General features: G+C 32.9%; 16 protein-coding genes. 13 read left to right on the forward strand and 3 right to left on the reverse strand.

What is annotated here, in order from left to right:
* Positions 1-215: 215 nt before the first annotated feature.
* The 3 genes from NEH75_RS00950 to NEH75_RS00960 all read right to left on the reverse strand — a co-directional run bounded on the left by NEH75_RS00950 (position 216) and on the right by NEH75_RS00960 (position 4,514).
* The gene (locus tag NEH75_RS00950) at positions 216-1,556 is read right to left on the reverse strand and encodes a sensor histidine kinase (protein WP_262940878.1); all 1,341 of its coding nucleotides are present in this window, start codon (positions 1,554-1,556) and stop codon (positions 216-218) included.
* A 10-nt stretch (positions 1,557-1,566) separates the two neighbouring features.
* Positions 1,567-2,298 (reverse strand): LytR/AlgR family response regulator transcription factor, encoded by a 732-nt coding sequence (locus NEH75_RS00955; protein WP_055242671.1) that lies wholly within the window; start codon positions 2,296-2,298, stop codon positions 1,567-1,569.
* Between the two features lie 752 nt (positions 2,299-3,050).
* Positions 3,051-4,514 carry a Ppx/GppA family phosphatase gene (locus NEH75_RS00960; RefSeq protein WP_212724020.1) on the reverse strand — a complete coding sequence of 488 codons (1,464 nt, stop codon included), beginning with the start codon at positions 4,512-4,514 and terminating at the stop codon, positions 3,051-3,053.
* A gap of 197 nt (positions 4,515-4,711) precedes the next feature.
* Between NEH75_RS00960 and NEH75_RS00965 the strand changes: the two genes are divergently transcribed.
* From NEH75_RS00965 to tnpB, 13 genes are all read left to right on the forward strand, one after another.
* Positions 4,712-6,796 carry an RNA degradosome polyphosphate kinase gene (locus NEH75_RS00965; RefSeq protein ID WP_244969110.1) on the forward strand — a complete coding sequence of 695 codons (2,085 nt, stop codon included), beginning with the start codon at positions 4,712-4,714 and terminating at the stop codon, positions 6,794-6,796.
* Positions 6,797-6,945: 149 nt separating this feature from the next.
* Positions 6,946-7,437 (forward strand): hypothetical protein, encoded by a 492-nt coding sequence (locus NEH75_RS00970; RefSeq protein ID WP_055242665.1) that lies wholly within the window; start codon positions 6,946-6,948, stop codon positions 7,435-7,437.
* Between the two features lie 101 nt (positions 7,438-7,538).
* Positions 7,539-8,156 carry a hypothetical protein gene (locus NEH75_RS00975; RefSeq protein WP_055242663.1) on the forward strand — a complete coding sequence of 206 codons (618 nt, stop codon included), beginning with the start codon at positions 7,539-7,541 and terminating at the stop codon, positions 8,154-8,156.
* Between the two features lie 196 nt (positions 8,157-8,352).
* Positions 8,353-9,657: a hemolysin family protein gene (locus NEH75_RS00980; protein WP_212724018.1), complete on the forward strand. Its 1,305-nt coding sequence runs from the start codon at positions 8,353-8,355 to the stop codon at positions 9,655-9,657.
* A gap of 290 nt (positions 9,658-9,947) precedes the next feature.
* Positions 9,948-11,159 (forward strand): SH3 domain-containing protein, encoded by a 1,212-nt coding sequence (locus tag NEH75_RS13550; protein WP_317452410.1) that lies wholly within the window; start codon positions 9,948-9,950, stop codon positions 11,157-11,159.
* Positions 11,160-11,224: 65 nt separating this feature from the next.
* On the forward strand, positions 11,225-11,527 hold the full coding sequence (locus NEH75_RS00995; RefSeq protein ID WP_055244956.1) for a hypothetical protein: 303 nt from the start codon (positions 11,225-11,227) through the stop codon (positions 11,525-11,527).
* 683 nt (positions 11,528-12,210) lie between these two features.
* Positions 12,211-12,939, forward strand: a complete 729-nt coding sequence (locus NEH75_RS01000; RefSeq protein ID WP_055305814.1) for an HAD family hydrolase — start codon at positions 12,211-12,213, stop codon at positions 12,937-12,939.
* 24 nt (positions 12,940-12,963) lie between these two features.
* On the forward strand, positions 12,964-13,593 hold the full coding sequence (locus NEH75_RS01005; protein WP_055305815.1) for an HAD-IA family hydrolase: 630 nt from the start codon (positions 12,964-12,966) through the stop codon (positions 13,591-13,593).
* Between the two features lie 107 nt (positions 13,594-13,700).
* Positions 13,701-14,681 (forward strand): LacI family DNA-binding transcriptional regulator, encoded by a 981-nt coding sequence (locus NEH75_RS01010; RefSeq protein ID WP_055305816.1) that lies wholly within the window; start codon positions 13,701-13,703, stop codon positions 14,679-14,681.
* 211 nt (positions 14,682-14,892) lie between these two features.
* The gene (locus NEH75_RS01015) at positions 14,893-16,557 is read left to right on the forward strand and encodes a glycoside hydrolase family 32 protein (RefSeq protein ID WP_055305817.1); all 1,665 of its coding nucleotides are present in this window, start codon (positions 14,893-14,895) and stop codon (positions 16,555-16,557) included.
* Between the two features lie 14 nt (positions 16,558-16,571).
* Entirely contained in the window at positions 16,572-17,948 is a 1,377-nt protein-coding gene (locus tag NEH75_RS01020; protein WP_055305818.1) for an MFS transporter, read from the forward strand.
* Between the two features lie 120 nt (positions 17,949-18,068).
* Positions 18,069-18,248 carry a hypothetical protein gene (locus NEH75_RS01025; RefSeq protein ID WP_055305819.1) on the forward strand — a complete coding sequence of 60 codons (180 nt, stop codon included), beginning with the start codon at positions 18,069-18,071 and terminating at the stop codon, positions 18,246-18,248.
* A 74-nt stretch (positions 18,249-18,322) separates the two neighbouring features.
* Positions 18,323-18,535, forward strand: coding sequence for an IS66 family insertion sequence element accessory protein TnpB (gene tnpB, locus NEH75_RS13580; RefSeq protein WP_411040356.1), 213 nt, complete (start codon positions 18,323-18,325; stop codon positions 18,533-18,535).
* The last annotated feature ends 2 nt before the right edge of the window (positions 18,536-18,537 follow it).

Raw genomic sequence — 18,537 nt, forward strand, 5'->3', positions numbered from 1 at the left:
AATTATCTCCTACTCGATTTTCTATTTAAATTATTGCTTTTAGGCTATAGTCTAAATAAATAGATGGGTGTAATTAAGCGCCATGCACAGGGGATTAAATTAATTGAGTTCATTTATAAGTAAGTATAGTGTATATATCAATAATCCAATCCATCTTATAAAAAACATTCTGTCTTAGAGAGAACAGAGTGTTTGAAAATGTGGAAACAAAGATCTTACTCATGACTAAGAGGGATTTTAATGTAAAATCTGAACATATTTTTTTCCTCATTGACATCAAATAAGGCGATCCCATTAGCGGATTCGACGATGTTTTTAATACTTTCAATCCCAACACCATGTTGTTTTTTATTTCGTTTTGTTGTTCTGATTTTATTTTGTTCAATAATAATTTCACCATTAAAGCTATTTTGAGTATAGAGAATAAAGAAATCATCTTTAATATAACTTTTAAAGATAATTTTTCTCATCTCCTGCTCATCTTGTCTGATACAGGCCTCATAGGCATTATTTACAAGGTTTCCAAAGATTCGGCTTAGTGATAAGTCACTAAGTGATAAATGATCAGGAATCGAGCATTCGGCATTAAACTCAATGTTTGCTTGTTTACATCTTTCAGATAAGGATTTTAGGATGACATCTACAATCAGTCGATTTGAGTAACACTGATTTTCTGTAACAATAACTTTAATATCCGAATCAATCGTTTTTAAAATTTCTTGTGCTTTTGGAATATCTCCTTGATCGAGAAAATAACTGATATTAGTTAAGACACTTTTAAAGTCGTGATTATACATTCTTAGAATTTCCGCGTAGTGATCTCGTTTTTTATAAAGTTCCTCTTGATGTTCAAGTTGTAGTGAAATTAATTTATTATTGAGCTCAACTTCTTTAAATTTGATTTGTTGAATTTGTGTAAACAAAAGGAAATAGTAACAAAGACCGATAATTACTCGATTCATTAACAATGGAATAGTTGTTGTTTTGATATTAGCGGAGTAAAAGTCAATATAGTTAGAATTTAGCATGAGAATCACGAGTGTTCCTTTTACTAAAATCGTAAACTTTAAAATAGGGATATTCATTAATATTTTCTTAGCAACATCTAATGGAAGTAGTTTATTAAAATTAAACAGGATAAAAAGTACAATAATGCGGGAGACACAGAATGAAAGCATATAGTTTCCTTTATCCTGGACAAGAGTATACATACTTTGGTTTGTGATGAGTGATGAGACACCAATGACGATATCACGTGTCAGAACGAGTTGAAAGACGATGTTAATGCAGATAATAAAAATAACTGACTTGAGATCAGTAAAACAAAGTCTTAGAGAAAAATATAAAACGATACTTAAAATAAAGTAGGTTAGAGGAATGAAAATCTTATAGGTGATTAAAAACATTGAAACAAGTGTTAAAAATAGTGATAAGAAGGTAATCATCATGCGAGAAGAAAATCGCGTCGTTAATAGCTTGTTAAAATAGTTTAGCTGACAAACATTATAAATATAGATTAAAATAAAAAGAATTAATTGAATTAGCTGCTCACTCATAAGGGTACCTCTATAAAAGGATATGGTCTAGCTCATTTTTTAGATAGTTCTCTTTGAAGGTAGACGAGTACTTTCGTCCAATTGGAATCGTAATCCCTTGCTTAAGAGAGCATTCTGATTTATTAAAGGAGCTGATGTAGGTTGTGTTAACGATGTATGATTTGTGACAACGGATGAATCCATACTCGTTAATTTTTTCAGCTAAACTATTAAGTGTTGTATTCAGTTCTTCTTTTTCACCGGATAGATTATATAAGATGACCTTTTTTCCGATACTTTCAATATACAAAATATTATCAAGTTTAATTAGTTTATTTGTCTGTTTACTTGAAATCATAATACTTTTCTTTCTCTTTTTTTCAACTTCCATCATCGCTCTTAAAAAGGTTCCTTTTAATTGTTCTTCATCACGTAAATCTTTAATTAGATAATTGAATGGCTCAACTGAGAAAGAGTCGAGTGCATATTCTTTACTAGAAGTTAAAAAGATAATAATGCCAGTATAACCGAATTTTCTTAAAAGTTGCCCCGCTTCAATTCCATTCAACTTCTTCATAATAATATCAATAATAACAATATCGATTCGATTAGGATTGTCTTCTAATTCAAAAGTAAGGCTTTCACCGCTGGTATAGGTTTCCATCATAATCGGAATATGATAGATATCTGCTAATTCATTAATTTTTGTAGAATAGTAATTTAAATAATTAAGATCATCATCACATAAACAAATATTAATCATTGTTAAATTTCCCCCCTATAAAAATTCAATATAATACAAAAAATGTTCAATACGTATCATGAAAAAATAATGACTTATGCAGAGCTTGGAATCATTCTCATAATGACGACAAAATGTTTGTTTTTTCTACTATTCATATCTTACCATAAAAGAATTAGGAGACATAGGAAAAAACTATATAAAATAGAGGGAAGAATTATACTAAAATCTGAACAGTTTAAATTAATCCATTAGTTGATTTAAATGTCGTTTATGCCTTAGAAGATGTTGTTTGTACCCAAGTCGTAACTTTCTACTAGTTTCTTGTTATAATAAACATGTTCTTAGAGGTTTAATCTTTAAGAGAATATTCTCTATAAATTCCCAAAATCATATATTACCCTATTTACTCTAAGCAGATTCTCTTTCCCATATTTACAGAGATTTTTACTGAAGAGTATCGTTTTTAAAAGAAGCTACCTCCCAATAGCTTCTTTTTATATTGTAAATGAAACTATTAAATAATCTTTTTAGGAAAGACCTAAATTTTTCTATACAACTGGGTGGAATTTAGATAATCATGAATTGTAACATTTTATTATTGTTTAAGAATTAAGCGTGTTTAATGGAAAAAACCTCCCTTATCAAAGGATTTAAGATCTTTGGTAAGGGAGGTTTTAATTTATTAGAGATAAAAGAAGTAGTTATTTTGTTCTTTAGTTTGAAGATGACTCTAGCTTCGACTTTAGTAATATAGGCTTCATACCATCAGTTTAATGAATCATTAACTTTTTATTAAAGACTTCTGTGTAAAGTTTAGATAGGGTTTCAAGTTTTCCGATATAAATGCTTGGAATTGGATGTGAAAATTGGATTTGTATGTTATTTTCCTTTACATGAAGTGAGGTGAATTCTTGTTTTAATGCAGTTAGATAGCTTGCAAGTTGAAGGATAAGTGAAAGTTTTTTACAGTGAGCAAGATCTGGCTCATTTAAGACATTGGCATGTTCTAATTTAATATTGAAGCGATCTAACAATTTCACAGTATAAGCACACATTAATTGTTCCTTTGGAGTTAAGCCGTTTACTTGGACATTCATGAGTAAATGGAAGGTATGTTTATTCACATTTTGGTATGAGATGACTTGTCCAATCTGATGAAGTTTACTAATCGTTTTTAGAATATTGACTGAAGAAGGATCATTAATGCCTAATTGATTAGCAAGTGTTAACGTTGATTGTTTTAGTCGGTCGTTATGATGCTCATCAAGTTTAAAATGAGTGAGCAAGTTACAAAGTGAATAATCGAGAACTGAATGAGTTGGAAGATCAAGTTGTTTAAAGATTAAACCTTGACGGATTCCATAGCGGTTAATGACAAGTTCTTTAGAATCAATGTAGCTCATTAAAGCTCGAATTGTCATTAAACAACCTAACACAATATCCGCACGTTCCTTCGTAATTCCTTTTACACCTAAGCGATCTTTTAAAGAGAGAGGCGCTAACATGTCGTAAACAGTTTGAAAGTTCTCACATGTGAGGATGTATTGATGTTGAAGTTTAAAGTTATCGCCAATAAGATTACGATAGATTTTACTAATCATACGAATTGTACCACCAATTCCGACGATTGGTAGATGAATGGCATCTTTTAACCAAGGAATGTCGTTAAACGATGAATTAATAAAATTCTTGAAAGTTTCCGATTTTTCTTGGGTAATTTCGTCTCCTAAATTGAAATTTTTACTTGTGACGATTGCTCCAAGTGGAAGACTGATCGAGTTAATCAATTTTTTATTTTTTACGAGGACGACTTCCATACTTGATCCTCCGATGTCGATTTGTAAATAATCTGATAAATCAATCGTATGAAGTGTTGCTAAGTAACCGTAATAAGCTTCCATTTCCCCAGGAAGAAGCTCGACCTGAATATTTAACTGCTGATTAATTTGATTTAAAATATGTTCTGAGTTTTTTAGACGGCGCGTCGCTTCGGTTGCAATTGCTAAGATGGTTTTCGATTGATGATAATCACTAAGATGTTTAAAGTAGCTTAGAATATCTATTAATTTCTTTGATCCCTCTTCACTTAAGGTTTGATCTGGCGTCATGTATTGACTCATACGGAATGGGACTTTTTCTTCACAAAGAATATCATAATATATCTTGGAATTAAGATTAGTAATTAAGACCTTAATTGAATTTGACCCAATATCGATAATACTTAATTTTTTCAATGAAATCACACCTTTGTTTTCGAGTTATTACTTATTATAACAAAATCTTATTGAAGAAAAACGTGATTTTAGACAAAGATAAAAAGGATGAATTTTTTAACCAAAAATTAATAAAAATATAACAGAAGATTAACAATTACCCCCAAAAAATATGGTAGTTTGAAATAAAATGGGTAAAAAGAATAGGGAGATGTGTGATGGAATCATTAGATCAGCCAAGTTATTTTTTTAATCGTGAATTAAGCTTATTAGAATTTAATCAACGCGTATTAGAGCAAGGGAAGAATAAAGAAAACCCGCTGCTAGAGCGTGCGAAATTTCTATCGATTGTTAGTTCAAATTTAGATGAATTTTTTATGGTGCGTGTTGCTGGTTTATATGATATTTGCCAGGCAAAAGTTCAGACAGAGGATATGTCTGGTCGAAGTCCAATTGAGCGAATGAAGGAAAGTTTGTTTAAGACTAGAACGATTGTTTCCGAGCTTTATCAGACGTATGATGCATTGTTAGATGAACTCAAAGAGTATGGGATTGAGCTAGTAAAATATGAGGAGTTAGATCAAAAAACAAAAGGATACATGGATTATTATTATCAAAATCAAATTTATCCTGTTTTGACACCGATGGTCATTGATCAAGCCCGTCCCTTTCCACTTATTTTAGATAAGACATTAAATATTGGGTTGTTACTGATGGGAAAACAAGATCATGAGCAAGTTTTTGCTACGATTCAAGTTCCCTCTGTTTTACCGCGAATCGTTCCTGTTCCGACGGAAAAAGGATCGGTCCATATGCTACTTGAAGATTTAATTAAACCAAAACTATCCGAGCTTTTTAGTAGCCATGAGGTCTTACATAGTTGCTGTTATCGAATCACGAAGAATGCAGCGATGCACGTTGATGAAGAAGACGCTGAAGATTTATTAGAAACGATTGAACAATCATTAAAACAACGTAAGTGGGGAGAAGTGATTCGTCTAGAAATTGAATCTTCAGCTCCGCGTGAAATTGTACAAATTCTTGAAGAGGAACTCGAAGTAGAAGACGCTTATGTTTTCCGTGTTCATGGACCAGTAGACTTAACCTTTTTATCTAAATTAGGTAATATTGAAGGTTATAATGAGTTGAAGTTTACACGCATTATACCTAATTCAATTTCTGAATTAAAAGAACGTTCCATCTTTGATGTCTTGCGTGAGAAAGATATATTATTACATCATCCGTTCCAATCCTTTGATCCCATTGTTAAAATGGTCCAACAAGCTGCGGATGATCCAAAGGTTTTAGCGATTAAACAAACGCTTTATCGAGTCAGTGGACATTCGCCAATTGTTGAAGCATTAGCACGTGCGGCTGAGAATGGGAAACAGGTAACAGTGCTAGTCGAGTTAAAAGCCCGTTTTGATGAGGAGAATAATATTCACTGGGCTCGTAAGCTTGAAAAATCGGGCTGCCATGTGATTTATGGTGTTATTGGATTAAAAACACATTGTAAAATTCTTTTAATTGTTCGTAAAGAAAAGGATGGCTTAACTCGTTATGTTCATTTTGGAACAGGTAATTACAATGATGTCACTGCTAATTTTTATACCGATATGGGGATTTTAACATCGAATCACCAAATGGGTGAGGATGCATCGATTCTATTTAATATGTTATCAGGTTATGCTTCAGCAGATAAAATGAAGAAAATTACGATTGCTCCCCATAAGCTTCGTTTAAAATTTGAAGCATTGATTGATCGAGAAATTAAGCATGCTAAAGCAGGGAAAAAGGCACATATCATTGCTAAAATGAATGGCTTATATGATAAACAGATGATTATGAAATTGTATGAAGCTTCCTTGGCTGGCGTTAAGATTGAATTGATCGTTCGAGGCGTTTGTTGTTTGCGTCCACAAATGAAAGACATTAGTGAAAACATCACCGTACGTAGTATTGTTGGACGGTTCTTAGAGCATAGCCGTATTTATTATTTCTATAATGATGGTGAAGAAGAAATTTATATTTCAAGTGCTGACTGGATGTATCGTAATTTAAGTAAACGCGTGGAGACAATGGGAATTGTTGAGGATGAAGGTATTAAAGAAAAAATAAAACAAATCTTAGACATTTATTTAAGTGATAATACAAATGCCTATGAGTTACAGGCAGATGGAGGTTATGTTCCAGTTGAGATTAAGAAAAGAATTGTTAATTCTCAAATGGAGATGCTCCATGTAATGAAAGATGAAGCACCAAAGATTAAAATCTGCGACGTATTAATGCCAATTTTAAAATAACTGAGCAGTCTAAAAGCTAGTTTTAGCTTTGATAATTTAAGTGAAAAGCACCGATTAGATATTAATTTAATCGGTGCTTTTTTTCGTTCTGATTACCTATCTGTAGGAATAAAGTGATAGTAGAGTTAGACGAAATGAGGTGTTTAAGATTGGATTGGTTACATGTTAAAGATTTAGACGAATTAAAAAAATTAGGAAATTTTAAGGAAGTTAGAGCAGAAATCAAAAAGTTTGGTGGCAAAACAATTCATGTTTCTGGTCGGAGTTGGAAGGAGCTATTGGTATCGATTGAAGACTTTCAAAAAGCGATTCAACAATTAAATTTAAGCGAATGTAAAAACCTCGTAGATGAGGCAATGGTTAGTCCATCGAGTGAAAATACCAACCAAACGGTTAGCGAAAGCGGTTATTTTACAACAAAAGCAAGCGAATACATTTTTTACTTAACCGAATTGGATGGCGAAGCGCGAATGAATAAATTAGGAATTACGGCCACACATTTTAGTAGTAAACGAAAGGCTAAAACTTGGCGTGATCATATTTCTAAGGTCATTCATCCTGATGTTTGCAAACATGTTCATGCGAGTGATGCAATGGCTCAACTTAATGATTTGTACAATCAAATGGTTGGGAGGGAATAGCCATTGGGAAGAATGATTTAATTCTTTATCATCCAGGCAAAGATTTGAATTATCCCATTCCAGACATGGATGAAAGAATCTATAAAGGAGTTAAAACACAGTTGAAAAATGCATGGCGTGATGGTGTTTTAGTTGATGAAAAAGGATGGATATGGGTTAAAAAAGAGAAACTTCATACGATTTTACGAACTAGTGTGGATAATGCGAGATATATCGCAATGAAACTACCGAGTGAAGATAAGCAGTACTTTAATGGGGAGCCATATATTAGAGGTTTTCAAGTCGTTGCGCAGTTAGCTAAAGAGATTGAAGAAAATGGAGTAGGAAAAAGAGGATTAGCTCTTATTGCATCAAAAGAATTTTATGAGAGTATTTATATGTGTGATACGGTTGTTCGTCTGAGGTTAGAATACGATAAAGATAAAGCGGTAGCGCGTCGGACATTAAAGAAAAAACGTAAGAAAACTTATAATGTTAAATATGATGAATTAACAGGTGATCCATTAAAGCTGAATTGTGAATTCTCACATATACGTAGTTATGCAATTTATAAACAATATGCTGATGATATAGACAATGGTTTAATGGTTAATAAAATGACACATCGTTTAATTACCGAACGAGGAGTTAATGATGAAAACCAATTACTCGCCCTTTGTCAGGAACAAGGATGGAAAACGGATTGGTATGAAGTGTATATAAATAAGTTTCGTTTTTAAGGGGGCTATCTCAAGTTTGAGACAGCCCTTTTATGCGGGGATTTTTTGTTACCACCTGATAGGAAGTGAATATAGTATTAGTATCAAGGTAGATATTCAAAGAGAGTTGTAAAGATAATTTCCTGACTCATACTGAAGAGTCTTTCATATATTAGAATAGCCGTAAAATTCATAATATAGAGGAGAGATAAATTTTATGGACCCGGAACCGATGAGCTTAGTGTCACAATTTATTTTGATTTTAGTATTAACGTTATTGAATGCATTTTTTGCGTCAGCGGAGATGGCGATTGTATCGGTCAATCGAAATCGAATAAAAATGTTAGCAGATGACGGAAATAAGAAAGCATCCTTACTCGTTGATTTATTAGAAGAACCAAATAAGTTTTTATCAACCATTCAAGTGGGGATTACATTAGCAGGATTTTTTTCAAGTGCTTCAGCAGCTACAGGAATCTCAGAAGTTATTGGTGCTTCCTTATCACAGCTCGGTATACCTTATGCACAATCTATCTCGCTAGTAGTCATTACCATAATCTTATCTTATTTTACACTCGTCTTTGGTGAGCTTGTACCTAAGCGTATTGCTTTACAAAAATCAGAACAGATGGCGATGTTGTCGGTGAGACCGATTGTCTTTGTTTCTAAATTTGCGAAACCTTTCGTTAAACTCTTATCTTTATCGACTAACTTATTACTTCGAGTCATTGGAATGAGCGACACGGATTTAGAAGAAAAAGTATCTCGCGAGGAAATAAAATCACTGGTTGATGCAGGAGAAGAATATGGTGTCATTAATCAAATTGAAAAAGAAATGATTAATAGTATCTTTGATTTTGATGATAAACTTGCTAAAGAGGTTATGACTCCTCGGACTGAAGTTTATATGATTAATAGTAAGCTACCATTATCAATTGAAGAATTATTAGAAGAAAATTATTCACGTATTCCAGTTTATGAAGGCGATATGGACAACATTATTGGAATTTTATATCTTAAAGATTTTTTGCATGAAGCTTATCAAGTTGGATTTGAAAATGTGGATATAAAAAAATTACTTCATCGGCCTTATTTCGTACCTGAGTGTAAAAACATTGATCAACTATTTAAGGAGTTACAAAAATCTAAAAACCATCTTGCTGTATTGATTGATGAGTATGGAGGGTTCTCAGGAATTGTAACGATTGAAGATTTAATTGAAGAAGTGATGGGTGACATTAATGATGAATACGATGACGATGATCCTGTTATTCGAAAAATTGATAATGATACATATATTGTTAACGGATTGATTAGCATAAAAGAACTTAATGATAAATTGCAATTAAATCTTGATGAAGAGACAGAAGACTATGATACATTAGGTGGATTTTTAATTAACCAAATTGACTATATTCCAAGTGAAACAGAAGAGTGCATGGTCGAATATGAAAACCTTGTATTTAAAATCGAATGTGTGAAAGATAAACGAATCGAAATGGTTAAGATTCATATTCAATAAATGATTTTATGAGCGACCACCTCGAAATGAAAAAGAGATGATTTCTGTATTGTGCAGGAGTCATCTCTTTTTAACTAATATTTCTAATTATTGTAAGATAAAATTAAATACAGAGGTAGTGAAAGGACCATTCAATAAACTATTTTGTTGAATATGATAAAACAGGAACTAAGATATATAAGATTATAAGATATGTAACCGTCCCAGTGCATTATCCAAGTAATTGATTTAGTTCAAGAACTTCTAAATAACAATACAATATAAGACTCTTTAGAGGGAGGTTAATAAAAATGAGTTATATTTTTAAAGAAAACTTAGTTTCAAGTAGTAAATATTCAATCAAGTGTCCCTATCCCATGAAACCTAGATATGTTGTCTGTCATAATACTGCAAATGATGCATCAGCAACTAATGAAATCAGCTATATGATTGGTAATAATAATTCAGTTTCTTATCATCTTGCCGTAGATGATACGTATGTTATTCAAGGAATACCATTTAACCGTAATGCTTGGCATGCCGGTGATGGTAGTAGTGGACTTGGTAATCGTTATGGAATTGCCGTTGAAATTTGTTATTCAAAATCAGGGGGGTCTAAATATACCGCTGCAGAAGAAAATGCAGTTTATGTGATGGCACGACTACTATATCAATATGATTTAGGAATTGATGCTTTAAAACAACATGCTGATTTTTCAGCTAAAAATTGTCCACACCGAATTCGAGATGAGGGTCGTTGGAACAGTGTTAAAACAAGAGTAGAAACTGTTTTGCAAGCGATTAAAGAGGGAAGATGTGACCCTAAATTATCTAGTGGAACAACGGTTATCTCACCTCCGTATTCACCTGATGATGAGTCTCCAAGTTTACCAGGATTAAAATTTACAGTAAAAGTGATTTGTAATGAATTAAATATTCGTAAAGAAGCCTCATTCACAAGTCAAGTTGTAGGAACTGTTAAAAAAGGTGATGTTTATACCATTGTAGAAGTATCCAACGGATTAGGACGCTTGAAATCTGGAGCGGGTTGGATTTCAATGGGAACAGACTATGTTGAAAAAGTTAAAATTGACTCCCCAACAGACTCAACCGATAGTTCTTCAAGTTTTACTGTAAAAGTGATTTGTAATGAATTAAATATTCGTAAAGAAGCCTCATTCACAAGTCAAGTTGTAGGAACTGTTAAAAAAGGTGAAGTTTATACCATTGTAGAAGTATCCAATGGATTAGGACGCTTGAAATCTGGAGCGGGTTGGATTTCAATGGGGACAGATTATGTTGAAAAAGTTACAACCACTTCATCTTCCAGTTCATCTGGCTATCAAGTTAAAATTGTGAATTGTTCCGTATTAAATGTTCGATCGGGTGCAGGTACTAGTTACCCTGTCGTTACTACTGTTAAAGCTAACGAAGTTTATACAATTGTTGATGAAAGTAATGGCTTCGGAAAGCTAAAAAGTGGGGCTGGTTGGATCAGTTTATCCTATACAAAAAAAATATAAGTTCAGGAAAGGATTTAACAATCAATCTTTATGAATAACTAATATTTTCGGGGGGAGGTTAACTAATGATGGAACTGCTAGCAGTTGTCGTAGTCGCAATTCTGATAGAATCAGCCGTTGAAACATTCAATACATTATTCAAAAATAATGGGAAATTAAGCTATAAAAAAATCGGAGCAATTATATTAAGTATCGCAGTTTGTGTTTGTGCTAAGTTAGATTTATTTAGTATATTAGGAATAACTATGGTTGTTCCATATGTTGGGGAGATAGTTACTGGGCTAGTTGTGAGTCGTGGTAGTGGCGTCGTCAATTCCCTAATTGAAAAACTTATGCAATTAAGATCTTCAAAATCTACACAAGTATAGCGAAGAAAATAATTAATTTGAAATAAGATGAACAATATAAAGGACCATAGAAAAAGCTAAATTCGCCTTCTTTTATGATCCTTTTATTCTTCTTTAGTTAATTCATGAACTGGAACGGGATTTCCTATTACACTAGTATCATTGATTGCGATATCTAATTTTTCATAACATTCGATTGTTTGCTCGCCCATTTGTTTTGCATTTTCTTCAATGGAGGTATCTAAGTTTAGAAAGAGTGCCTCTCCAACTTTATCCTGAATATAAACTAGTGTTTTTGCGCCATTTACTTAATCATTATCAACAACGACGATTTTAGCGCCTTTTAATGGTCCTCTCATAGCAGTCACTCGTCCAATTTCCCATAATAATCATTAATTTATCTTTAAATCAATTTTTATAATAAGTTCCCATATAGATCCCTTTTCGATTTATCGTTCTTGATTAAAGGTATGATATTGTATGAACGTAATAGAATTTATTATCGCTGTAAATGATAAAAAATAGAATTTTATAAATCGACAAAGTAAAACGCATACAAAACTGAATGGTAAGAATAAATTTAATGTTGTTTTATTCTTGATTTTTTTTAATTAGTTTGCTATTATAGTCCGAACACCATTTGTTAACACTAAATCTTAGTGTCAGTATGTTGTTCAAAATTTAATTTCAGCAGGAGGGGTAACATGTCTAAGATTGCAGCCTTTTTTGATATTGATGGTACGATTTATCGTGAAGGACTTATTACGGAAGTATTCAAGAAAATTATTAAATATGAATTAATCGAAGAGGATGTTTGGCATAACGAAGTGAAACCTGTTTATTTAAAATGGGATCGTCGTGAAGGTGACTATGATGAGTATCTATTGAAGATGGTGGATGCTTATAAACAAGCTATTCTTGGTGTAAGTAAAGAACACATTGATCATGTGGCACAAAAAGTTATCAATCAAAAAGGTGATCGTATTTATACTTTTACACGTGAAAGAATGAAATGGCATAAAGAACAAGGACATATTGTTATTGCAATATCAGGATCTCCAATTGAACTTGTAAGTAAAATGGCTATGAAGTATAAAATGGATGATTTTAGAGGAACAATTTATGAAACAGATGATTCAGGGCGTTATAACGGAAATGTTATTCCGATGTGGGATGCTGTTAGTAAACAAAAAGCACTTCGTGAGTTAGTTGAAAAGTATGATATTGATTTAAGTCAAAGCTACGCCTATGGAGATACGACAGGGGATTTAACAATGTTCCATCATGTTGGAACACCATATGCGATTAATCCAACAAAAGAATTAATGATGAAGCTAATGGAAGATCCTGAATTAAAGGAAAAAATTAATGTGATTGTTGAGCGTAAGGATGTTAAATATAAATTAGATTTAGATCATATCGAATTAATTTAATGAGCGATGAATAGGGGAATGACGATGATTAAACATGTGATTTGGGATTTTGATGGTACATTATTTGATTCTTATCCGGGAATGGTCAACGCCTTTTTAAGAGCATTAAAAAAGTATGGAATTGAAGCTAAGTATGATGAGGTTTTAAAGCTATTTTTGAATTCTGAAAAAACAGCCGTTCAATATTATCAAAAACGGTTTTTATTAGGTGAAGAATTAATTGAGGTATATCAAGATGAAAAAAGTCACATTGATTTATCAAGCATGTTACCATTTCCATATGCTAAAGAGGTTTGTCAAAGAATTAAAGAGGCGAGAAGATATAATTACATTTTAACGCATCGGGGGAGTACTACTTATGATATTTTAAGGAAGAATGGAATGGTCGAGTTATTCACAGAAATCGTGACAAAAGACAATCAATTTGCGCGAAAACCAGATCCTGAAGCGATATATTACTTACTAGACAAGTATCAGATTGATCTAAAGGAAGCGATGATTGTTGGAGATAGAGAAATTGAAATTCTTCTAGGACAAAAGGCCAAGGTTAAAACTTGTTTTTATGAAAGTGGAAATAGGGAACCTGAATTACAAGCAGATTATCGTGTGAAATCTCTTGAAGAAGTACTAGACATTATGAATATTAAAAACTAAACAAAAGCTAGTTACTTATCAGGGGAACTAGCTTTTGTTCTTAATGACTAAAGAATGGATGTTATGATAAAATAGAAAGAATGATAAATTGAAATGGATGGAGATTTATGGCGAGTATTAAAGATGTTGCGAGACGGGCTGGAGTGGCTCCAAGTACGGTCTCACTCGTATTGAATAATACAGGATATGTATCTGAAAAAACACGAGAAAAAGTAGAAAAAGCAATGAAAGAGTTAGATTATATGCCCAATGAATTGGCACGTAATTTATATAGAAATAAAACGAATATTATAGGAATCATTATTCCACATATTGATCATCCTTTTTTTAGTACATTTGTAAAATATACCGAAAAGTTTTTATATGAGTTAGGATATAAAACAATGATCTGTGGAACGGTAAATCGTGATCATGTAGAGAAAGAATTTTTAGAGTTATTACGCAGACAGGTAATGGATGGGATTATTATGGGGGCTCACACTTTAGATGTTGAAGAGTATCAAAAAATTAATCGACCTTTAGTAGCGATTGACCGTTATATTGATGCTAATATTCCGATTATTTCTTCTGATCACCATAAAGGTGGGGTGTTAGCTGCGAATAAACTCATCAGTAATGGTTGTAAAAAAGTGGTTCAAATTAAAGGGGCAACCATTGTTAATACACCAGCCCACGAATATCATCAATCATTTAGAGATATTTTAGAGAAAGCTTCCATTGAAGTTCATGATATTGAAATGGGAATTAATTGTTTTGAACCTGATGATTTTAAGAAGGTAGCAGATGAATTATTTAGTCAATATCCTGATGTTGATGCTATTTTAGGTGCTGATTTAGCTATTTTAGCTTGTTTGCAAAAAGCAAGGCAATTAGGTTATGAGGTGCCAGGAAATCTAAAATTGATTGCTTATGATGGAACTTATATGACGACAATGAATGAGACGATTATGACGTCTGTTGTTCAGCCAATTGAACAATTAGCACAAGAGGCAGCTAATGCGATTGTTAGTTTAATAGATGGAAAAGTGATTGAAAAACAACATCTTATATTAGATGTGGAGCTGCGAGAAGGACAGACAACCATTTAAAAGAATCGAAGGGGAACTGATATCAAAAATATGAGTTCCCTTTTCAGAGCAAAAAAAAATGTTTACAAATTTTGGTGGGTAACGCTTGCAAAAAATGTAAGCGTATAGTATGATAGTAGTATCGAACGGGTTTGATAATTTTTTCAACAGTATCGAACGGGTTTGATAATTTTTTCAACAGTATCGAACGGGTTCGATAGAAGGGGGAGCTATGAAATTTAATTCAGGGCAATATAATTGCTTAGAGATATTTGTAAAAAGTATTCAGGAAGAACAGGGCGAAGTAAGTTTAACTAATCTTAGTACTTCTGAATCATCAACAATTAAATCAGGAATCTTTAATTATAAGTTGGTAAAGTTTAATCTTGAAAAAGAGACAGAATATCAACTGAGCCTTTTAAATGCAAAAAGTTCAATTGCTTATCTAAGTGGACACGAAAATATTTTGGATACGGGTGTTAAATTTATTGAAGTAAAAAATAACGAGATGTTAGAAATTAAAGATGAACTAGCGAGTTGGTACGATACACCTTATCGTGAGCAATATCATTTTGGACCGTATAAAAACTGGATTAATGATCCGAATGGACTTTGTTTTTATAAAGGATACTATCATTTGTTTTATCAAGCTAATCCTCATTCTCAAGAATGGAGCCATATGCATTGGGGACATGCAGTTAGTAAAGATTTAATTCACTGGACTCATTTACCTTATGTTTTATTTCCACAAGATGAAATCTTAGAATCGAATGAATTAAAAGGGGGAGCATTCTCGGGAAGTGCTGTGGCGTTAGATAATCGAATTCAATTTTATTTAACACGACATATAGGTCCTTTAGAAGACTGTGACGAAACCAATCAATATCAAACTATGGTATCATCAGTAGATGGGGTCACATTTGAAGAAGAAAAAATTATTATTGAAAAACCAGGGAGTCCTTTTTCATTTAATTTCCGAGATCCAAAAGTCTTTTATCATGATGAGAAATGGAAAATGGTCCTTGGAACTCAGATTAATGATATCCCAGCGATTGTCATGTATGAATCAGATGATATGGAGAATTTCATTTATACCGGTGAGGTGCTGACAGAATCTAAAGAGGGTGTTTATACCATTGAATGTCCTGATTTATTTGAATTAAATCATCAATTTGTCGCCGTTGCCGCCTACATGTTCTATACAGACGAGTATCAACGTATTCAACCGACGATGTATTACATAGGAGATTTAAAGGGACATCGATTAGACGTCCATAATAAAGGACTGTTTGATTTTGGAAGTAACTTCTACGCAGTTCAAACATTTGAGCATGAAAATCGACGAATTGCAATTGGTTGGGTATCAGACTTTTATCATGAGCATGTTATCGAAGAGAATGGTGCTTATGGAAGTATGGCTTTGCCAAGAGAACTTCAGGTTATTAATCAACATCTGTATATGAAACCAGTTAAAGAAGTTTATGACTTAAAAGACAAGCTTCTTTATAAGGGATCAAAAGAAAATGTGTTATTAAATTCGATTGAAGGCAATACTTATTATGCAAAAATTAAAATTAACGGAGATAGTGATTTTTATTTTATACTTGGTAGAAGTCAGCAAGGATCAATCCGATTACAACGCAAGAATCAAATTACGTCTATTGAAACAGAAGGGGTGAAATCCAGTCATGCAAGCTTTGTTACTGATGTTTTAGACGTGAAAAGCTTAGAGGTTTTTGTGGATCGTCGTGTGGTTGAGGTCTTTATTAATGAGGGAGAGGCTGCAGGAACGAAGTTATTTTATACAGAAAGAAAAGATGGAATTTTTGAAGCAGTATTTGCTGATGTGGATGCAGTTGAAGAAATCAGCGTTTATACAATGAAATCAATTTGGTAGAGGGGGATTAAAAGATGAGTGTTAGTGTAAAAATGGTTGGAGGTAATGTAAAACAAGCAGGTTTAAGTTTAACCTCAAAACTAGCATATGGGTGTGGAGATGCCGGATGTAATGTGGTTTGGGGGGCAATGAGTGCATGGTTAATGTATTATTATACAAATGTTGCGCATGTCAGTGCTTTATCAATTGGGACTATTATGTTAATTTCACGATTTATTGATGGAATTACAGATATTATTATGGGATTAATTGTGGATAATACGAAATCAAAACATGGGAAAGCACGGCCTTGGTTATTAAGAATGGCCATTCCATTTGCCATTGCAACAGTTGCGATGTTCTCAGTTCCAGATTTCGATACGAAGACAAAGCTTGTGTATATCTTTGTAACCTATAATTTAGTCAATACGTTCTATACAGGGATTAACGTTCCTTACGGAGCTTTAAGTTCATTGATGACACAAGATCAATATGAACGTTCATTATTAAATATCTTCCGTGTTGTATTTGCCCAAATTGCTAACTTTATCGTGGCTGCAACAACAATGCCATTAATTCAGGCATTAGGTGGAACAAGTAGAGCTTGGTCAATGACGTATGCTATTTTTACAGGGGTTGCCGTTATTTTATTTATCATCAATTTCTTAGGAACTAAGGAAGTTGTTGGAGAAGAGGCCTCTAAACGTGAAACAGTTCCAGTTAAAATCGGATTAAAAGCATTAATTCGAAATAAATACTGGATTATTGTAACAACGCTTGGAGCTTTTACAAGTATCTTTTCTGCTTTAATGATCAGTGTAAACACTTATTACAGCCAATATATTTTAAATAATGTAAACTTAGCTTCTATTTTAAATTCAGCCTATATGATTCCAATGGTCATTACACTATTATGTATTGCCCCAATTGTTAAACGCATTGGAAAACGATACACAAATGTACTTGGTTGGAGTATTATTTTAGTTAGTTATTTAGTCTTACTAATTAATCCAACTCATACAATGATGGTTATTGGAACATCTTTATTACGTGGAGCAGGATTTGCTTGTGTGATGGGAGTACAATTTGCCTTTATTGCAGATACTGTTGAATATGGACAATGGAAGTCAAATGTGAGAACAGAAGGGTTAATTTTTAGTGCGCAAAGTTTCGGAGGGAAATTTGGTGCTGGAATCGGAAGTGCATTAGTTGGGGGAGTTTTAGCAATGGGTGCATATGATGGTTCGTTATCAGTTCAACCAGATACAGCCATCACAGCGATTAAAGTTTTATATTTGGGGCTTCCAATTGTCGTTATATTTATTCAATTACTACTTATGATTCCTTATCGATTAGATAAAGAATATCCACAAATTATTGCTGATTTAAAACAACGAGCAGAGGTAAATTAACTAGTTACAAGAATAGAGATTAATAATTATACTGTAAGCGGGTAATATAAACCTGTCTATTTTGACTTCCAACTTTAAGCTAAAATGAAGCTATCAAAGAAAAGGAGGTCAATTTTTTTTATGAAAGAAAATCCAATCATTGTTCCTGTTCAGTTAAATCAACCTTCATCTAATCAGCGCTATACCGATACCCCTTCATGTTACTTCAAAATAAACGGTGCTGAAGCGACGTTTTATAACGGAGTTGATAAACATATCTTACATGCCGTTTTAGCGGAGATGTCTAAACATGCTCGTTAATTTCTCGAATGTTCAAAACATATTCATTCCCTACCAGTGGAGGACACATTTACTTCGTAAATGGTAGGTGACCCATCGTTTGTGGTCAAACAGATATGCGCTGTGGCATTGATGGCTTGGTAGGTATCATTACAGACAAGTATAATCTTGATTTATTTAACGATGCCCTTTTCCTATTTTGCGGTCGAAAAAAAGACCGATTCAAAGCCCTAAAATGTACCCTAGAGAGTAGACAAATAAAAAAAGTCTACCCTCTAGGGTCTTTTTGGTATAATATAAACTATTAGAT

The sequence above is a fragment of the Turicibacter sp. T129 genome, assembly GCF_025594975.1.
Lineage (GTDB): Bacteria > Bacillota_I > Bacilli_A > MOL361 > Turicibacteraceae > Turicibacter > Turicibacter bilis.

Bases quoted from the DNA above. Each gene is read 5' to 3' on its own strand.
- NEH75_RS00950 (WP_262940878.1), bottom strand. From the start codon at position 1,556: ATGAGTGAGCAGCTAATTCAATTAATTCTTTTTATTTTAATCTATATT.
- NEH75_RS00955 (WP_055242671.1), bottom strand. From the start codon at position 2,298: ATGATTAATATTTGTTTATGTGATGATGATCTTAATTATTTAAATTAC.
- NEH75_RS00965 (WP_244969110.1), top strand. From the start codon at position 4,712: ATGGAATCATTAGATCAGCCAAGTTATTTTTTTAATCGTGAATTAAGC.
- NEH75_RS00980 (WP_212724018.1), top strand. From the start codon at position 8,353: ATGGACCCGGAACCGATGAGCTTAGTGTCACAATTTATTTTGATTTTA.
- NEH75_RS13550 (WP_317452410.1), top strand. From the start codon at position 9,948: ATGAGTTATATTTTTAAAGAAAACTTAGTTTCAAGTAGTAAATATTCA.
- NEH75_RS00995 (WP_055244956.1), top strand. From the start codon at position 11,225: ATGATGGAACTGCTAGCAGTTGTCGTAGTCGCAATTCTGATAGAATCA.
- NEH75_RS01000 (WP_055305814.1), top strand. From the start codon at position 12,211: ATGTCTAAGATTGCAGCCTTTTTTGATATTGATGGTACGATTTATCGT.
- NEH75_RS01005 (WP_055305815.1), top strand. From the start codon at position 12,964: ATGATTAAACATGTGATTTGGGATTTTGATGGTACATTATTTGATTCT.
- NEH75_RS01010 (WP_055305816.1), top strand. From the start codon at position 13,701: ATGGCGAGTATTAAAGATGTTGCGAGACGGGCTGGAGTGGCTCCAAGT.
- NEH75_RS01015 (WP_055305817.1), top strand. From the start codon at position 14,893: ATGAAATTTAATTCAGGGCAATATAATTGCTTAGAGATATTTGTAAAA.
- NEH75_RS01020 (WP_055305818.1), top strand. From the start codon at position 16,572: ATGAGTGTTAGTGTAAAAATGGTTGGAGGTAATGTAAAACAAGCAGGT.
- NEH75_RS01025 (WP_055305819.1), top strand. From the start codon at position 18,069: ATGAAAGAAAATCCAATCATTGTTCCTGTTCAGTTAAATCAACCTTCA.